The 15,084-nt window shown below is 44.6% G+C and carries 14 protein-coding genes, 31 tRNA genes and 1 other annotated feature; of the genes, 6 read left to right on the top strand and 39 right to left on the bottom strand.

What is annotated here, in order from left to right; genetic code table 11:
* Nucleotides 1–67: 67 nt before the first annotated feature.
* From tuf to QZ918_RS21680, 5 genes are all read right to left on the bottom strand, one after another.
* Entirely contained in the window at nt 68–1,297 is a 1,230-nt protein-coding gene (gene tuf, locus QZ918_RS21700; protein ID WP_293338263.1) for an elongation factor Tu, read from the bottom strand.
* 563 nt (nt 1,298–1,860) lie between these two features.
* Entirely contained in the window at nt 1,861–2,430 is a 570-nt protein-coding gene (locus QZ918_RS21695; RefSeq protein WP_293338261.1) for a 3'-5' exonuclease, read from the bottom strand.
* 274 nt (nt 2,431–2,704) lie between these two features.
* Nucleotides 2,705–3,280 (bottom strand): 3'-5' exonuclease, encoded by a 576-nt coding sequence (locus QZ918_RS21690; RefSeq protein ID WP_293150364.1) that lies wholly within the window; start codon nt 3,278–3,280, stop codon nt 2,705–2,707.
* Between the two features lie 118 nt (nt 3,281–3,398).
* Nucleotides 3,399–3,605 carry a hypothetical protein gene (locus tag QZ918_RS21685; protein WP_293338259.1) on the bottom strand — a complete coding sequence of 69 codons (207 nt, stop codon included), beginning with the start codon at nt 3,603–3,605 and terminating at the stop codon, nt 3,399–3,401.
* Between the two features lie 99 nt (nt 3,606–3,704).
* Nucleotides 3,705–4,280 carry a dihydrofolate reductase family protein gene (locus QZ918_RS21680; RefSeq protein ID WP_293338257.1) on the bottom strand — a complete coding sequence of 192 codons (576 nt, stop codon included), beginning with the start codon at nt 4,278–4,280 and terminating at the stop codon, nt 3,705–3,707.
* Nucleotides 4,281–4,450: 170 nt separating this feature from the next.
* Between QZ918_RS21680 and QZ918_RS21675 the strand changes: the two genes are divergently transcribed.
* From QZ918_RS21675 to QZ918_RS21665, 3 genes are all read left to right on the top strand, one after another.
* A complete protein-coding gene (locus tag QZ918_RS21675) occupies nt 4,451–4,615 on the top strand; it encodes a ribbon-helix-helix domain-containing protein (RefSeq protein ID WP_293338255.1) in 165 nt (54 codons plus the stop codon).
* A 78-nt stretch (nt 4,616–4,693) separates the two neighbouring features.
* Entirely contained in the window at nt 4,694–4,924 is a 231-nt protein-coding gene (locus tag QZ918_RS21670; protein ID WP_293150372.1) for a hypothetical protein, read from the top strand.
* 167 nt (nt 4,925–5,091) lie between these two features.
* Nucleotides 5,092–5,433 (top strand): hypothetical protein, encoded by a 342-nt coding sequence (locus tag QZ918_RS21665; RefSeq protein WP_293150374.1) that lies wholly within the window; start codon nt 5,092–5,094, stop codon nt 5,431–5,433.
* A gap of 395 nt (nt 5,434–5,828) precedes the next feature.
* Here the strand turns inward: QZ918_RS21665 and QZ918_RS21660 are convergent.
* The 7 genes from QZ918_RS21660 to QZ918_RS21630 all read right to left on the bottom strand — a co-directional run bounded on the left by QZ918_RS21660 (nt 5,829) and on the right by QZ918_RS21630 (nt 6,633).
* Nucleotides 5,829–5,914 (bottom strand) — tRNA-Ser (locus tag QZ918_RS21660).
* 215 nt (nt 5,915–6,129) lie between these two features.
* Nucleotides 6,130–6,212 (bottom strand) — tRNA-OTHER (locus QZ918_RS21655).
* Between the two features lie 4 nt (nt 6,213–6,216).
* Nucleotides 6,217–6,291: transfer RNA gene (locus QZ918_RS21650), tRNA-His, on the bottom strand.
* A 4-nt stretch (nt 6,292–6,295) separates the two neighbouring features.
* Nucleotides 6,296–6,390: transfer RNA gene (locus QZ918_RS21645), tRNA-Ala, on the bottom strand.
* 4 nt (nt 6,391–6,394) lie between these two features.
* Nucleotides 6,395–6,471: transfer RNA gene (locus QZ918_RS21640), tRNA-Ala, on the bottom strand.
* 5 nt (nt 6,472–6,476) lie between these two features.
* A tRNA-Ala gene (locus tag QZ918_RS21635) sits at nt 6,477–6,553 on the bottom strand.
* Between the two features lie 6 nt (nt 6,554–6,559).
* A tRNA-Arg gene (locus QZ918_RS21630) sits at nt 6,560–6,633 on the bottom strand.
* Between the two features lie 234 nt (nt 6,634–6,867).
* On the opposite strand from QZ918_RS21630, the gene QZ918_RS21625 reads away from it, so the two are divergent.
* Nucleotides 6,868–7,137 carry a hypothetical protein gene (locus QZ918_RS21625; protein ID WP_293338253.1) on the top strand — a complete coding sequence of 90 codons (270 nt, stop codon included), beginning with the start codon at nt 6,868–6,870 and terminating at the stop codon, nt 7,135–7,137.
* A 67-nt stretch (nt 7,138–7,204) separates the two neighbouring features.
* Here QZ918_RS21625 and QZ918_RS21620 read toward each other — a convergent pair whose 3' ends face one another.
* From QZ918_RS21620 to QZ918_RS21600, 5 genes are all read right to left on the bottom strand, one after another.
* Entirely contained in the window at nt 7,205–8,491 is a 1,287-nt protein-coding gene (locus tag QZ918_RS21620; RefSeq protein ID WP_293338251.1) for an RNA ligase family protein, read from the bottom strand.
* A gap of 133 nt (nt 8,492–8,624) precedes the next feature.
* Nucleotides 8,625–8,680: a sequence feature (23S ribosomal RNA rRNA prediction is too short), on the bottom strand.
* Between the two features lie 196 nt (nt 8,681–8,876).
* Nucleotides 8,877–8,949, bottom strand: a tRNA-Arg gene (locus tag QZ918_RS21615).
* Between the two features lie 5 nt (nt 8,950–8,954).
* Nucleotides 8,955–9,029: transfer RNA gene (locus QZ918_RS21610), tRNA-Val, on the bottom strand.
* Nucleotides 9,030–9,289: 260 nt separating this feature from the next.
* Nucleotides 9,290–9,360: transfer RNA gene (locus QZ918_RS21605), tRNA-Gly, on the bottom strand.
* Nucleotides 9,361–9,416: 56 nt separating this feature from the next.
* Entirely contained in the window at nt 9,417–10,259 is an 843-nt protein-coding gene (locus QZ918_RS21600) for a TIGR02452 family protein (protein ID WP_293338249.1), read from the bottom strand.
* A 108-nt stretch (nt 10,260–10,367) separates the two neighbouring features.
* On the opposite strand from QZ918_RS21600, the gene QZ918_RS21595 reads away from it, so the two are divergent.
* Entirely contained in the window at nt 10,368–10,526 is a 159-nt protein-coding gene (locus QZ918_RS21595) for a hypothetical protein (RefSeq protein WP_293338247.1), read from the top strand.
* A gap of 40 nt (nt 10,527–10,566) precedes the next feature.
* Here QZ918_RS21595 and QZ918_RS21590 read toward each other — a convergent pair.
* The 22 genes from QZ918_RS21590 to QZ918_RS21485 all read right to left on the bottom strand — a co-directional run bounded on the left by QZ918_RS21590 (nt 10,567) and on the right by QZ918_RS21485 (nt 13,778).
* A tRNA-Met gene (locus tag QZ918_RS21590) sits at nt 10,567–10,644 on the bottom strand.
* A gap of 11 nt (nt 10,645–10,655) precedes the next feature.
* Nucleotides 10,656–10,729: transfer RNA gene (locus QZ918_RS21585), tRNA-Leu, on the bottom strand.
* Nucleotides 10,730–10,937: 208 nt separating this feature from the next.
* A tRNA-Leu gene (locus QZ918_RS21580) sits at nt 10,938–11,011 on the bottom strand.
* Between the two features lie 28 nt (nt 11,012–11,039).
* A tRNA-Leu gene (locus tag QZ918_RS21575) sits at nt 11,040–11,114 on the bottom strand.
* A 4-nt stretch (nt 11,115–11,118) separates the two neighbouring features.
* Nucleotides 11,119–11,192 (bottom strand) — tRNA-Pro (locus tag QZ918_RS21570).
* Between the two features lie 4 nt (nt 11,193–11,196).
* Nucleotides 11,197–11,277 (bottom strand) — tRNA-Leu (locus QZ918_RS21565).
* Between the two features lie 22 nt (nt 11,278–11,299).
* Nucleotides 11,300–11,376 (bottom strand) — tRNA-Leu (locus QZ918_RS21560).
* A 25-nt stretch (nt 11,377–11,401) separates the two neighbouring features.
* Nucleotides 11,402–11,475: transfer RNA gene (locus tag QZ918_RS21555), tRNA-Gln, on the bottom strand.
* 94 nt (nt 11,476–11,569) lie between these two features.
* A tRNA-Asn gene (locus QZ918_RS21550) sits at nt 11,570–11,644 on the bottom strand.
* 6 nt (nt 11,645–11,650) lie between these two features.
* Nucleotides 11,651–11,723: transfer RNA gene (locus QZ918_RS21545), tRNA-Phe, on the bottom strand.
* A 4-nt stretch (nt 11,724–11,727) separates the two neighbouring features.
* Nucleotides 11,728–11,814: transfer RNA gene (locus tag QZ918_RS21540), tRNA-Ser, on the bottom strand.
* An 8-nt stretch (nt 11,815–11,822) separates the two neighbouring features.
* Nucleotides 11,823–11,897, bottom strand: a tRNA-Arg gene (locus tag QZ918_RS21535).
* A gap of 140 nt (nt 11,898–12,037) precedes the next feature.
* Nucleotides 12,038–12,119, bottom strand: a tRNA-Tyr gene (locus tag QZ918_RS21530).
* Between the two features lie 13 nt (nt 12,120–12,132).
* A tRNA-Lys gene (locus tag QZ918_RS21525) sits at nt 12,133–12,207 on the bottom strand.
* A 5-nt stretch (nt 12,208–12,212) separates the two neighbouring features.
* Nucleotides 12,213–12,287, bottom strand: a tRNA-Glu gene (locus QZ918_RS21520).
* 7 nt (nt 12,288–12,294) lie between these two features.
* Nucleotides 12,295–12,369: transfer RNA gene (locus QZ918_RS21515), tRNA-Trp, on the bottom strand.
* 3 nt (nt 12,370–12,372) lie between these two features.
* Nucleotides 12,373–12,468: transfer RNA gene (locus QZ918_RS21510), tRNA-Met, on the bottom strand.
* 18 nt (nt 12,469–12,486) lie between these two features.
* Nucleotides 12,487–12,558 (bottom strand) — tRNA-Met (locus QZ918_RS21505).
* Between the two features lie 59 nt (nt 12,559–12,617).
* Nucleotides 12,618–12,691 (bottom strand) — tRNA-Cys (locus QZ918_RS21500).
* Nucleotides 12,692–12,766, bottom strand: a tRNA-Glu gene (locus QZ918_RS21495).
* A 276-nt stretch (nt 12,767–13,042) separates the two neighbouring features.
* A tRNA-Asp gene (locus QZ918_RS21490) sits at nt 13,043–13,115 on the bottom strand.
* 504 nt (nt 13,116–13,619) lie between these two features.
* Complete coding sequence (locus QZ918_RS21485) at nt 13,620–13,778, bottom strand: hypothetical protein (protein WP_293338245.1); 159 nt, start codon at nt 13,776–13,778, stop codon at nt 13,620–13,622.
* A 37-nt stretch (nt 13,779–13,815) separates the two neighbouring features.
* On the opposite strand from QZ918_RS21485, the gene QZ918_RS21480 reads away from it, so the two are divergent.
* A complete protein-coding gene (locus QZ918_RS21480) occupies nt 13,816–14,745 on the top strand; it encodes a polysaccharide deacetylase family protein (protein WP_293338243.1) in 930 nt (309 codons plus the stop codon).
* Nucleotides 14,746–15,084 lie beyond the last annotated feature (339 nt).

The following is a 15,084-nucleotide window of genomic DNA, read 5'->3' as shown; positions in this document are numbered from 1 at the left end:
ATCATTAAACAAATCAGTAAGGCAGGCAAAAGCCCGCCCTACTGATTTTAGCCGATCGCCCTTTCGCCTACTTCAGAATTCGGGAGACGACGCCCGCACCGACGGTACGATTGCCTTCACGGATGGCAAAACGCATATTTTGTTCAATTGCGATCGCCTGCATCAAATCTACAGTCATCTTAACGCGGTCTCCCGGCATTACCATCTCGATCGCCATTCCGTCATCGGCAGTAAAAGATGCGATCGCACCGGTAACATCCGTTGTTCGCACGTAAAACTGAGGGCGATATCCAGCAAAGAAAGGAGTTCGGCGGCCGCCTTCTTTTTCCGATAGCACGTAAACCTCTGATTCAAACAAAGTATGAGGCTTAATTGAACCGGGTTTGACGATCGCCATTCCCCGCTCAATTTCGTGCTTTTGGATGCCGCGCAGCAACAAGCCGGCATTATCGCCAGCAATGGCAGAATCAAGAATTTGCTGGAACATTTCGATGCTGACAACTTTGGCGGTGCGAGTGTTGTTGATTCCCACCAATTCCACAGTATCGCCGGCCTTGATTTGACCGCGTTCGATTTTTCCTGTCGCGACTGTTCCTTGTCCTTTGATGGAAAAAATATCTTCCACAGCCATTAGAAAAGGCTTGTCAATATCGCGCTCGGGCGTCGAAATGTAAGAATCAACCGCATCCATCAAATCGTAAATACCGTCAACCCAATCATCGTCGCCGCGCTGAATTTTGGGATTAGCAGTCATCTTTTCCAGCGCTTTGAGTGCCGAACCAGCAATTATTGGAATATCATCGCCGGGGAAACCGTAAGAACTTAGAAGTTCGCGAATTTCTAATTCTACTAACTCCACAATTTCTTCATCGTCTACCATATCTTTCTTATTCAAAAAGACAACCAGCTTGGGCACTCCAACTTGCCGCGCTAACAAGATATGTTCGCGAGTTTGAGGCATCGAACCATCTGTTGCAGCCACAACTAGAATCGCACCATCCATTTGAGCGGCACCCACAATCATATTTTTCACGTAATCAGCGTGACCCGGACAATCAACGTGTGCGTAATGGCGATCGCCCGTTTCATACTCAACGTGAGCCGTATTAATTGTGATTCCCCGCTGCTTTTCTTCAGGTGCAGCATCGATTTCGTCGTACTTTTTAGCCTTGGCCCGTCCTAATGCAGCTAGGGTCATCGTTATCGCTGCTGTGAGGGTTGTTTTGCCGTGGTCAACGTGACCGATTGTACCGACATTGACGTGGGGTTTAGTCCGTTCAAATTTGGTGCGTGACATTACATTTTACTTTCCTTTTAGGGTGAACAAGCAATGGAATATCTCTGTTTTGCATTTGTAGTGCTGTCGGAACTTACGTGCTTTATCAAGCACGCGAGCGGAGACAGCACTGAAAGAAAAAATGCTTTTTACAAAAATGAGATGCTTCCACAAGCAATGACTTAAATTAGAGGATTGAGATTGAATAAAAATCCCAATAACTCAATTTAAATCAAACGGAAAGTGGAGGAGTCGAACCTCTACAGCTTATTGCTGCACTCTGGTTTTCTTGCGCCAGTTGCCGTCCGCACAGCAGCACTTTCCAGGGTTTTTGCAACCGCAGATTAGGGCGGATTAACGCTTCGGAACGCAGATACAATTCGCAAGCACGACTTTCTACGTTTTTGCAACCGCAGATTAGGGCGGATTAACGCCGATGAACGCAGATATAGCCTTTCTCAAAAAGATGAGGTATAACTGACGGCTTCTATAACCACACAAACTCAGAGGGCTGAAGCCCAACAACGTACCTCATCTTTCTGATAACCGCTATAAAATGTGTAATTTGTGAAAAGTATGAAAATTTATTTCAGCTTTTTTTGACCTAGAATATAGGGCAACAATTTAGCGATGTTCCTAGCATCGTCAATGCCTCGGTGATGAGTTCCTGTTAGGGGTAAAGCTGCAAGTTCTAAGGCTGTTTCCATGCCGTATTTTTTGGGCAAACCTTGGGTTTCTGAAAACATTTTTTTGAGATTGATGTGAGGATAAGCAATGGGTGAAGGAAGTTGATGAAAGTTGCTATCCTTGTTGAATTGTTGGCGATCGTATTCTCCCCAGGAACCAAATACACCATTTGGGTAGCCAGACAGCCAGTTTTTTAGCATTACGCTTGCTTCGGGGTAGCTTGGAGCCCGATCGACTTCCGTTTGGGCGATGGACGTTAGCGACGTGCAGAATTCGGTGAGAATGGGATAACGCACGGGTTTGACGAATGTTTGAAATTCATCGACGATGGTTAGGGTTGTGGGCTCTACCATCACGGCGCCGATCTCGATAATTTCCATCTGATTTCGGGCGATCGATCCTTTGTCACAGCAGGTTGCTTCCAAATCTAGCACTAGATAATAGTCGAATTGTTTTAGATTCTTCATAAGTTTTACCTAAATATTTTTTATTTTTAACGGCATATAAAAGCAAATAAATACAAATATTTTTGCTTTGATTAACTTTGGTTTTTTGCAATTATAGCCTTTATCAAAAAGATGAGGTATGACTGATAGCTTATATGACCACTGAATTAAGAGGGCTTAAGCCCAACAACGTACCTGACTTGTTTGAGAAAGGCTATATCTGCGTTAATTTGTGTTTATCTGCTTTGTATCTCCGATTGAATTATCAATCGCCAGATTGTGAAATTAAAAAATGTTACTTCTTAACTAAGCTTTTTTTGCCTAAAATATAAGGCAACAATCTAGCGATATTTTTGGCATCATCAATTCCTCGGTAAGGAGTTCCTTTCAGCCGGAATCTCGCAAGTTTTAAAGCTTGTGCCATACCGTATCGTTTTGGCAAACCTTGCGTTTTTGTAAATATTTTTTTGAGATTGACGTGAGGATAAGCAATGGGAAACGGGACTTGATGCAAATTGCTATCCTTTTTAAATTGTTTGCGATCGAACTCGCCCCAGGAACCAAATACGCCATTTGAGTAGCCAGAAAGCCAGTTTTCCAGCAGGGCACTAGCTTCGGGGTATGTTGGGGCGCCATCGATTTCGGTTTGGGCGATCGATGTTAAGGACGTGCAGAATTCAGTTAAGATCGGATTGCGAATGGGTTTGACAAAGGTTTGAAATTCATCAACGATTTTTAGCTTTTTGGAATCTACCATCACTGCTCCTATCTCGATGATTTCCATCTGATTTCGTGGGATAGTTCCTCGATCGCAGCAGGTTGCTGCCAGATCGATGACTAAGTAATAGTTAAACTGTTTTAAATCGATCATAACTTGAACCTAAAATTTTGCCTTCGTCGTGCTTCACTCGATAATACAGCAACATGAAGCTGTTGCTGTAGATTGAGATTACCACAATTTGAGATTATAACAATTTTACATGGTACTGTTATTCTTGAAAACCAGCAGGTGTTTCATCAAAATCATCCGCAACGTGAGTAAAAATTCCTTTGCCGCAGCCAAATTGACGAGGTTTTAGGACAGCACTCTTTTCGGGTGACTTTTCTTTTAGTTTTTCGATTTCGTTTAAAAGTTCGATATCCTTTAATAGCAAAATCCATTGAATCAATTCTAACTTGAGAACTTGAATGCTCATGGTTTCTATGTCTAATGATTGGCAAATTTAGACTTATTGTAAACCAATCAATTCCTGAATGTACGATCTGATGCTATTCGATCCGATCGCCCAAACACCTCATTTTTGCAATCGATAGTGCAGCAGCATGAAGCCGTTACTGTAGATTTTGCGATCGACCAATTCCAGATTAGTAGGCGCGATCGCCCTGGCAAACATCGGAATGCCCGCCCCAATGACTACCGGATTCAACTTGACAATCATCTCATCAATCTCTGAAACCACCGTTGCCGCTAACTCACCGCCACCGCACAGCCAGATATCTTTACCTGTTTCCTGCTTCAATTCCTGAACCAATTCAACAGCATTGTCCGACACCAGTGCAACATTCCCATCTGGGCTGGCTGGCATACTGCGCGAAAAGACATACTGTTTCAAGCTGGGATAAGGATTAGTCAAACCGACATTTAGCCCGACTTCATAGGTTTTGCGCCCCATCAAAACAGCATCAAATTGCTTGTTTCCTGAAAAATTAATTCCCACCGCTTCGTGAAGGTGCGCCGGAATGGTTTCGGGAAAGCGATCGAACAAATCGGCGAAATGCTCTCCTGCCATCGGAAAACAATCAAAGGAGCCATCTTCGCGAGCAATAAACCCGTCAACGGTGGAAGCGACGTAATATATGAGTTTTCTCATGTTTAAAATTGTTTGTTAAGAAGTTTTGGGAATCACCAAGGCTGAAACCATGGTAGCAGTAGTGCTTTTCAACTGTGCGATCGCCCGTATGGCTAGAGGCAATTGGAGGAAAGGGCGATCGATACTCCGAAAGAAGATAAGCTGATGTCAACTAAATATGACTGCTTGCAATGGCTGACAAAGAAGAGACGGGTGTGATTAAAGTCACAGTTCCCAAGAGTTTGCACGAAAAACTGAGAAAAATCTCCCAGCAGACTGGAGTTCCTATGTCCACTCTGCTAGTCATGGCGGCCGTCAAGGAATACAACCTCGTGGACGAACAAGAGTCTAAGTAACTATCAATATACTTGTAGTACCCTTAAAGGGTACTCTATGGTATACTTCAGGAAATAGTCAACCCTGGAGGTGTACTTGTGACCCAACATGAACTCGAAGCCCTTGTCGATGAACTCGGCTTAGTGGCTGTCGTTAGCCTGCTGGCAACTATCTGCCACAACAAAGCCCGACAAACCTTGTCCCTCAAAGGACAAGGGGCCAGTCCTTATACCGCTTGGAACAGCAATGGCTTTTTGTTGAAGCAGTTGATGACCCGACTGCGGCCAACGTGCAGCTATGACCCGGATCTAGACCCGCACGGTAACTGAGGTTCAACCAGTGCAAGTGCTTGACACTCCCCGCCCCATAACTGCGGGGATTCTTTTTTATTAAAAACTTCATATCCTGTAAGCTTTCGGACAAGTCCTGATTTACACTCAAGTGCTAAAATTTTGAATGTGTATTTTAGTTGACTAATGTAAATTACTAAGAAGCCATGTTCTCATTAAAAATAGACTTTGGTCAAACGCTACTTGCCCAAACTTCGTTTTGCCCTCATCCCAATTTGATACGAATTATTGCATCGATTTGTTTGCTATTATTTTTAGGTTTTATCCTTTTTACGATGAGCGGTTTAATTATCGCAACGATCGGAGCCACAAGTGTTCCAGTGGTCGGAGGATTTTTCTTGTTCAAAATAATTGCTAGTCTTGCTGTTAGTCTTGGTTTGATTGGGCAAATTCCACTAATTCTCACAAATGTGACGATATTAGGGGTTTTAACGGTAATTTCTGGAGCTGTAATATGGGGGATCAAATTTATTACAGGATGTGGGTAATCTTTAGGTTAACAGCCGAGTATGTATGCTTTGAGAGTCAGGGCACGGGTTGAAATTCCTCGGTTTTGAACCAAGAATGGAGAGGACGGGACTCGAACCCGCATCGATCGACGGCAACTTTCAGGAAACGCGCTTCCTTACTGCCCGCAAGCAGACGGGAACTGCCCCCATCTCGGACTGTTAATTCCTTTCAGTGCATCTGCAACCCGCTGCTAGTTTGTGTTTTCAGGGAACGTCGCGAAGCAACTTTTTACCCTACTCAACAAACGCGATCGTCCTTTTGAGAGCCGCTTTGCCTAGTTTTTGCGGTGCCATTCCAAATTAGGCGACCTCCCCACAATTTCTATGGCTACAGGATAGCAAATCTATTTGCCAATTCCCAGAATATTTCAATAAGGAAGATGAAGGAATCGAACCCTTACAGGTGTTACCTGTACCCTTGTTTTCAAGACAAGTTGCTGACCATTTAGCGGCATCTTCCATGATGCAAAATATCCATGATTCCTATGGCTCAAACATAGGAAATCCACCAGGGAGGTACTGCCCCTCCTATCGCCGCGTTATCAGCACGGAGTCTCGCTTTTCGACTTCTGGTGGTGACATCAAATCCTTGCCAAATCGCACCGCATCGGTAAGAACACAGCAGTGCTTTGCCCCTACAATACATCGGTATAATTAACTAGATTTGATATTAAAAGGAAGATGAAGGAATCGAACCTTTACAGTTGCCTGTACCCTGGTTTTCGAGACCAGTTGCCAACTGTTTAGCGGCATCTTCCAAGGGGTATCCGACGGGACTTGAACCCGCTAATAACTAGCTTCACAGGCTAGCGTCTCGACCGCTTCGACTTCAGATACCGCATGGAATCAAGGAGAATCGTAGGCGAAGCCTTCCCGAAGGGTACTCCTAACCTCTTGCGTGCAAGGCAAGCGCTCTACCAATTGAGCTATGACCCCTTTTTGGTGGATACTGGTCGGACTCGAACCGACATTTTCCTAGTTGCGAACTAAGCGCTTTTCCGATTAAGCTACAGACCCAAAGTTGGTGGATTGCGATCGGATTTGAACCGATATCTTTCTAGCGGCCAGCTAGATGCTTTTCCAGTTAAGCTACGAACCCATTTAACAGGAGCGGTAGGACTCGAACCTACAACATTCGAGGTAGAAGCTCGACACTCTATCCAGTTGAGTTACACTCCCGTATTGTTTGTTAATAAGGCTGGCGTGCGGGTGGCCAGAAACCGGGTTTTTTGCGAAAATACTTCGCTGTAGTTCGCAGATTGTATGAAAAACCCGGTTTCTTTGATTTATGGGCAATCTTTAATTAACATCATGTTCATTCAATTAATTGGGATTTGTCGTTGGGTGGGGGCGGGTTTATGAGATTGTTAGTTGTAGGCAGTTATTGTTGGCGAACCCGCCCCTACATTAATTATGGCAAATCCAACACCTACAAAGCTTTCAACAATTAACATCATGTTCATTCAATTAATTGGGATTTGTCGTTCAATACTCCGGACAGTTTTAGATCTAATCGAGTATCTCAAACCCTTGATGGCTATAGGTATGAGTATTTTTTCAATCTTTAACTCTAGCCCGGAGTTTCAAAAAACCATTAAAAATGCCAGGGCTTACGCTGTAACGCTTACAGAGTCGTTAAAAAACTGTCCGAAGTATTGTCGTTGGGTGGGGGCGGGTTTATGAGATTGTTAGTTGTAGGCAGTTATTGTTGGCGAACCCGCCCCTACATTAATTATGGCAAATCCAACACCTACAAAGTTTTAGATTTATCCTGATACCATTTTTTAGCGGCATTCATTACTGCTTTATTAACCTCTTTCCAGGTTAAGCCAGCAGCCTCTAATTCAACAGCACTTTCTTTTTGCACGTCAGCCATAAACCACTGCAAAAATGCTCCAATTTTTGCCATGTCAAATTGACCAGAACAAACTTCTGTCACTCCTTGTTCTAATCGAGCAGGCGTTACAAACAGATTCACAAAGTCATCAATGCTTTGAGCAACTTCTGGGTCGATTTGAACAGGTTGTTTGGTTTTTACAGCTTGGTGTTTTTCGCCTTTAGCTTTGAACAGCAGTTCCGCATAAGACAGCCTTTCGGCAAGTTCGCCGCTTTCGGGAAACATTACCAAGCCTTCGCCAATTCCTGCGATGCCGAAAGTTTCTTTGACCCAAGGATCTAGTTTTTCTACAGTATCAACCGCTTGATTGAGAGTGTCAACAGCCGATTCTAGTTGAGTGCGATCGCCAAAATCCAAAACAATCGGTTCTCCATAAAAAGGCAAGACAAAAATATCGGGATGCTTTGGCAAAAAATCGCCGATTTTGTCCGGGCGGGTTTCTAGTTTTGCAACTTTGCCATCTATGCCGCCGAATTGAATCGCAAATACTGCAAAGATTTTGCGATCGCACTCAGATACAGCCGTCCGTTTCTGAATGCCTTTACCGCACCATTCCCCAAAAATAGTTACGTGTTCGGAACTCGCCAGTTGAGCGAAAAAATCGATGTTTTGATTTACCCAACGAGCAAAGCCGAGATTGTCGTTTTCTGGGGTAATGATTTGCGATCGACTTTGGACAGCAACTTTACCATCAGTAAAGATTTGAATGCCACCATTAGTACCGTCGAGTTTAATTTTAGCTCGATAAGTTATCTTCGGAGCTTCCCCAACCAATTCTAAACTGCGGCGGAGATTGTACAGCAGTTCGATGCTCGGCCATGTTTGCATTACGGTTGATTGAGCAACCGTTTCTTGACAGTAAATTGCCGACAAATCAGTGCCAATAGCTGCCTCAACTTTGCCCAAAGCCATGCCAAAGGAATAAACACCTCGCAGCTTTGACGGTTTGATTTTAGTGCCATCTTTCAGCACGGAATCAGTTAAGGCTATGGCAACGATATCGCCAACATCATAAATGTTTTCTGAGTTGGCAACAATTTGCACTGCATCATGCCCTGAAGCTTCAAAACTATAGAGATATAGCGCATCAGCATTAGGATGATTTTGCGCGGTTTTTACTTCCATAGCAATTACAGGCATCGGGAAACTCCTTTGGTTATAACTTTATTAAAAGGTGAAATAGTGCAATTCCCTAAGGATGGCTGTGCCGTGCGTACTATTGGCGTGCGAGTTATCGGAGCATTGCGTTTTCTGAGTTACTAGAGGGACTCCGCCGATGAGTTATTACACACTCTTTAAAGGATGGCTACTTCTAAGCCTACCTATCGGGTTCATTGCACTCCTCGTTCGCAAACGCGCGCCGTTTTTGACAGCGTTACCTTTCCTCTCGTACTAAAGTATGTAGGCTCCAAAGATTGGGACACGCAAAGTGCGCGCGTGCGAAGCTATCCCGTAGGGAATCGCTCTTAATATAAAAAATTAATCATTCAATGGAATCAACCTCCTTAAAATCAGGCAAAAACAACGAGAGTGGTAGGACTCGAACCCACAACATCCGCGTCCGAAGCGCGGCGCTCTATCCTTTGAGCTACACTCCCTAAATTGGTAGTCCTGACAGGAATTGAACCCGCAACATCTTGCTTGTAAGGCAAACGCTCTACCATTGAGCTACAGGACTACAAAAGCGGATGATGGGAATCCAACCCATGCGCTGAGAATGGCACGCTCAGATGCTAGCTTTTACATCACACCCGCAAACAAATTTGATATTTCAGTTGGGTAGATCTGGTTTTTGAAGAGGGCGAAGCATCACCGCATATAAGTGATTAGTTATAATCTCATATTGACTGCGGTGATGCTTCGCCCCTACAGATATATGTTCGTGTACAAGCCGCTGCACACTTGTTACCTGTCATCTATAAACTGTTTAATTTGCCAAGCGGATAACGAGGCTCGAACTCGTGCCTAGAGTTTGGAAGACTCGAATGCTACCGTTACACCATATCCGCATGATTGAAAATTTAAAATTGCGTTGACACAGGAAAAATTGCGATCGCGATTTCGACTAATCTGAGGAAAATCGATTGTCAAATTCTGCAAATATCCTTCCTTCTTCGCTAGAGTCTAGTACAGAAAATAGTACGCTTTTGAATCTGCCAGCAAATTGACCGTTTGGCAATAAAAAGTCTGCAAACATCTGAGCTACCATAAATGGATCGTTCCTGAAGACACCACATCCCCAAGCTCCTAAAATTAACGCATCGCAACCTTTGTCAACAGCTAAAGCCAACAATTTTGCACCGCGTCCGTACAGAGTTTCGCGGATTTTTCCCGCACTTTCTGACTCTTTTCGGGAAATCTCACCAGCATTCGGAGCGCAACTCGTGATAAAATCAACAAGATAAGGTTCCTCAAGCAAAGTTCCATCATCTTTTCGGAATACTGAACAGCCGGGAGAGTAGATGAGTCGATCCGAGTAAAGCAGGGATTTATGAGAGCGATGATACTCGTAGTATTTAGGACATTTTAAAAGGCTTTTGTACAGTGCAGAACTGCGTGCTAAGCTCTCTTCTTGCGCTTGAGCGCCTCTGATGAATCCACCACCCGGATTTTTGGCAGAAGCGAAATTTAGGACTCCAATTTTTGCAAATTTGTGCGATCGCCCTTGACGCTCTGCACCCACCAGCGTTGTCTCATTTCTCACCATAAATTCCGTGTTCGACAATTGGTGAGTACCTGAGAGAACCTTTTCCTGAATCGCTGACAGGGCATCGGGTTCGTAGTATGCCGTCCCCGCAATACAGGATGCTAATTGGCGATCGATCTTAACCTGCTTCCCTTTTGGGGACAAGTAGCCACCATCTTCGAGAATTTTTAGCGTGTTTTGGGCGATCGCAATTCTTTTCATGTTTTTTACTAGGATTTGCTACAAAAAATTCGGGCTGTAACTTCTATTGAAAAGCTAGCACAATTAGATAGACTCCTTCTGAGCTTTAGGACAAGCAAGTGGCGAGATTTGAACTCGCAAGAAAGCTTTACCAGAAAGAATTGGTTGATAGCCTCTCCGTTTGAGGGAGAAATTAAAATTAGACTATTAATTACTCCAATCCTTTGCCTTCTAGGTAGAGATTGCTCTCAAACTGTCAACTGTCAACTGTCAACTGTCAACTGTTGAAAAGAGCCTCATGTTGCCAATTACATCACACCTGCATTTTTGGTAACGGGGGCAAGAATTGAACTTGCTGATTTGCAGCTTATGAGACTGCCGAGCCAACCATTGCTCCATCCCCGCGATGTCACCAAATACCCCTGGCTGGCCTCGAACCAGCAACCTCCTCGTTCTAAGCGAGGCACCTCTTCCAATTGGGCTACAAGGGCAATTTTGTTTAATCAACAGTCCTGGATACACTCCGACTAAAGAAACCGGGTTTTTTACCTAATTTGTGGGTGAGTGCGAAGGATTATGGCACAATTCACAGATTAACTTTGGTTGCTCAAAAGCACCGCGATTGCTCCAGAGGCATTTTCGATAAACTAACTTTTTTCCTAGACACTGTAAGTTCCTCCGATATTTATCAAAAATTCATGCTCCCGACAGGATTTGAACCTGTAGAAAACTAGCTTCTCGAACTAGCGCGTCTGCCGTTCCGCCACGAGAGCAAATAGCAAAAATTGGCGGTTAGCCAAGTACCCCTGACAGGAGTTGAACCTGCAAAAACACCGATTCTGATTCGATGATGTTTTCCAATTACATCACAGGGGTAAAGTCGGGATAGCAGGATTTGAACCTGCAACCTTCGGCTCCCAAAGCCGCCGCGCTACCAAGTTGCGCCACATCCCGTTCATGCTCAAGGTGAGACTCGAACTCACAATCAAAATAGAACAGATTTTAAGTCTGCCGCGTCTGCCAATTCCGCCACAAGAGCAAGTGAAACTTAGTTGAAAATTTGGTACTCCTGACTGGATTTGAACCAGTAACACACAATTTTTGAAATTGCAGCCTCTGCCAGTTGGGCTACAGGAGCATAATCTGCTTTTGTAATAGCAGAACTGGGAAGGCAGGGATCGAACCTGCATTTGTCCGCTTTCAAAGAGCGGTGCCATACCGATTAGGCGACTCCCCAATAGTTGAATAGTTGGGTAGACTGCCAACATAGATAAAAGCCTGTTTCAAATATAGGCGAATTTACCAATTTGTCTACCCAGTAATTTAAAAAATGGCTGCCTCAGTAGGACTCGAACCTACAACCATCACGTTAACAGCGTGCAGCTCTACCATTGAGCTATGAGGCAACGCAATCCCCCAAGTCAGTATCGAACTGACGGCCTCTTGTTCTTCACACAAGCACTCTACCAACTGAGCTATCGGGGGAAAACGGAGAAGGAGGGATTTGAACCCTCGACGGGTGTTAAGCCGCTCTTTCTTAGCAGGAAAGCGCCATAAGCCTCTCGGCCACCTCTCCTCAATGAGCGAGAATGGAGGGATTTGAACCCCCAAATCTTCAGCCGCGCAAACTGAGTTGTTGTCCGATTACAACACATTCTCTCGATCGCAACTGCATATTAAATACACAGGACTTACCGACGGGGGTCAAAAACCCGGTTTCTATCTCAATATCTCTCGTAAAGATGCAAGATTTTTCTCAGAAACCGGGTTTTTTGTGTAAGTCACTATACAGTTGCGAATGGGTCGGGCTGGAATTGAACCAGCAACGCTTTAAGCTACTGTTTTACAGACAGCTACCCACACCAATAGGAGGGCCAACCCAAGATTGAAAATTTGGTAGGTCGCCGAGGAATTGAACCTCGATCCATCCGCTTAAAAGGCGGCTGCAAAACCATTCTGCCAACGACCCACACATAGTGCTGACGGGAGTTGAACCCGCAAATCACTTGGGTGAAAACCAAGCGGCTTGTACCATTTGCCTACAGCACTAAAGATTTGGCACAGGAACTGAGATTTGAACTCAGAAAATCAGTTTTGGAGACTGATATGTTGCCAGTTACATCATCCCTGTATTTGGTAGCAGTGGCGGGATTTGTAGCTTGCTTCCGCGAAGCGGTACCCGCAATTACCAAGGCATGAACTTGGGGCTTTCCCGTTAAGCTACACTGCAATGTTATCTGATTTGAAATTGCAGTGGCGGGATTTGAACCCGCAATTACCAAGGCATGAACTTGGGGCTTTCCCGTTAAGCTACACTGCAATGTTATCTGATTTGAAATTTCAGATTTTGAAATTGCTCCTATTTATTAATAGGAACAGAGGTTAGGGCGGGATTTGAACCCGCGAAATTCGGTTTTGCAGACCGACGCTTTGAGCCACTCAGCCACCTAACCTGGGAGTCCCGACGAGGTTTGCACTCGCAATCTTCTGCTTGAGGGGCAGACGGCTTGACTTTTGCCTACGGGACTATTGATTTTAGATTTTAGATTTGAGATTGCTCCTGCAAGTAAAGCTATTATTGTCAACTTAAGAGTTTCAACTTAAAATTGTTAACTTAAGAGTTTCAACTTAAGAATCTCAACTTAAGAATCTCAACTTAAGAATCTCAACTTAAGAATCTCAACTTAAGAATCTCAACTTAAGATTGTTAACTTAAGATTGTTAACTTAAGAATCTCAACTTAAAATTGAAAATCTCACAATCTAAAATCCAAAGTCCACAATCTAAAATCTAAAATTGCTTGACGGGGCTGACGGGTTTCGATCCCGCTACCTTCGCTGTGACAGAGCGACGCTCTCCCAATTGAGCTACAGCCCCACAAGGTTTGTGTTTGGACGGGGTGGCGGTTGATTCCGCGTACTACAACCCTAGGGAGTTATCGTTGCCGGAGTCTACACCGCCAAATGTCCAAAAGTATGTGACATTGTTAATTTCCTATTCAGTTTTCAAGGTTCGTATTGCTTGGGAGATAAAGCTTTGAAGCTCTTTCCCCTTCGCGATACATTTATACTACATTGCGTACTACGGGAGTGTCAAGGGGGTAATACAACTTTTTTTGAAATCTTTTTTTGAGATGGGGTGTCGATCGCCCTTTTCACCTCTTCCAATCCGCGCAAACCAAGATAAATCAAGACATTTGGCTGCTAAACTGGTGTTGTAGCCCGTGGTAAATCCGATACTAAAGCTGTACTACAACCGATTCTCTCTGAATTCTCGTCGCGTGTGGGTGGCACTTCTGGAGAAACAAGTTGCGTTTGAGGCGACTAGGGGCGATTGAAATCGCTCGCTTCCCATCGCCCGCTATTTACTGGTGGCAAGGCTTTAACCCTTCAACCCGCCTCCGCTGCTTTCGTCTGTCTGGGCGCGATTTCGATCGCCCGCTCCCGATCGCCCAGATTCGATCGCCCCACCGAAACCGCTGTCAATCACCGGTAAGACATATTTATAAAAAATTAGGTTTCTTTTCCCTGAAATTCCCATTATCATTATCCCCAGTGTGGAGTGAAAGGAATCCCAAGTGACCGGAAATCATCTGTTTCAAAGACTGCGAAATAAATGGCGTTTTGTGGCGATCGCCCTGGCAGCGGCTGCAATGAGCTTTATCATCGGTACGCTGCTGCCAGGAAACCAACAGGGAAGCGACAAGCCTGCAACCGCCGCCGTGCAGAACCTCAAGCAATCCTTAACGGTAAATCCGCTCACCAATGAGGTTGGGGACGATCGCACAGGCTTTAATCTCGATCGCACAGTTAAGGAACTTCTCACCGTATTGGAATCCAAAGAAAAACGCTTGACTTTTGTACCGCCAGAGCAGTTTCAGGGAACAACTGTTTTTGAAGGGAAAATCAAAGATTCTCAGAAAGTTATTGCTTTAACAGTTGATGACGGGCCTTGGCCAGAAACGACTGAACAAATGCTGGATATTTTTAAGCAAAATGACATTAAAGCAACATTTTTTTGGATAGGTAAATCTATCGAAACTTCTCCTGACATTGCTCGTCGAGTTGTGGCAGAAGGTCACGCGATCGGCAATCATACGTGGAATCACCCTTACGATCCGATGGATCGGGCGACGGCTGCTGAGGAAATCGATCGCACGGCAAAACTTATTTACGAAACAACGGGAGTTAAAACTACTTATTTCCGCCCGCCGGGGGGAGTTTTGAATAATGGTTTGGTCAAGTATGCCCAGGAGCAGAATTATTCTGTGGTAATGTGGTCTGTAACTTCTGCGGATACAGATCCGCGTGCTCAACCTTCCGCTTTTGTTGAGAATGTGTTGAAAGGCGCGAAACCGGGAGCGATTGTGTTGATGCACGACGGCGGGGGCGATCGATCGCGCACTGTTAAGGCTTTACCGGACATGATTGCTGGTTTGAAAAAAGAGGGATATCGGTTTGTGACGATTCCTGAGTTGATGGAAATGCAAGGCAAATCAGCAGCGTAAATTGTGCGGGCGATTAATCTTAATGTAAACAGTGCCTGTAGGGGCGGGTTCACCAACAATATATAACGATGAGCGACAATATATATAAACCCGCCCCCGCCCCACCAATAACCCACATCAACCTGACATTTACATTGAATGTCAAAATGTAGATTTAGATTGTTGGTTGGGTGGGGGCGGGTTTTCGAGATTGTTTGTTTGGGGCAATTATAATTGGTGAACCCGCCCCTTGTATCTTAAAAGAGTCAGTGAGTCGATCGCCACGTCATTGATTCAATCATACCGACAAGTGGGCGATCGAGCCGACAAACAGGCGATCGAGCCGACAATCAGGCGATT

Origin of the sequence: Microcoleus sp. CAWBG58 (genome assembly GCF_020883045.1) — a bacterium.
Lineage (GTDB): Bacteria > Cyanobacteriota > Cyanobacteriia > Cyanobacteriales > Microcoleaceae > Microcoleus.
Note: the sequence above shows the minus strand (reverse complement) of the source record. Positions and strands in the feature narration are given on the sequence as shown.

What these genes read in the sequence shown, in the direction of transcription:
- tuf (WP_293338263.1), bottom strand. Translation starts at nt 1,297, where the DNA reads ATGTCACGCACCAAATTTGAACGGACTAAACCCCACGTCAATGTCGGT.
- QZ918_RS21695 (WP_293338261.1), bottom strand. Translation starts at nt 2,430, where the DNA reads ATGAAGAATCTAAAACAATTCGACTATTATCTAGTGCTAGATTTGGAA.
- QZ918_RS21690 (WP_293150364.1), bottom strand. Translation starts at nt 3,280, where the DNA reads ATGATCGATTTAAAACAGTTTAACTATTACTTAGTCATCGATCTGGCA.
- QZ918_RS21685 (WP_293338259.1), bottom strand. Translation starts at nt 3,605, where the DNA reads ATGAGCATTCAAGTTCTCAAGTTAGAATTGATTCAATGGATTTTGCTA.
- QZ918_RS21680 (WP_293338257.1), bottom strand. Translation starts at nt 4,280, where the DNA reads ATGAGAAAACTCATATATTACGTCGCTTCCACCGTTGACGGGTTTATT.
- QZ918_RS21675 (WP_293338255.1), top strand. Translation starts at nt 4,451, where the DNA reads ATGGCTGACAAAGAAGAGACGGGTGTGATTAAAGTCACAGTTCCCAAG.
- QZ918_RS21665 (WP_293150374.1), top strand. Translation starts at nt 5,092, where the DNA reads ATGTTCTCATTAAAAATAGACTTTGGTCAAACGCTACTTGCCCAAACT.
- QZ918_RS21625 (WP_293338253.1), top strand. Translation starts at nt 6,868, where the DNA reads ATGGCAAATCCAACACCTACAAAGCTTTCAACAATTAACATCATGTTC.
- QZ918_RS21620 (WP_293338251.1), bottom strand. Translation starts at nt 8,491, where the DNA reads ATGCCTGTAATTGCTATGGAAGTAAAAACCGCGCAAAATCATCCTAAT.
- QZ918_RS21600 (WP_293338249.1), bottom strand. Translation starts at nt 10,259, where the DNA reads ATGAAAAGAATTGCGATCGCCCAAAACACGCTAAAAATTCTCGAAGAT.
- QZ918_RS21485 (WP_293338245.1), bottom strand. Translation starts at nt 13,778, where the DNA reads ATGGGAATTTCAGGGAAAAGAAACCTAATTTTTTATAAATATGTCTTA.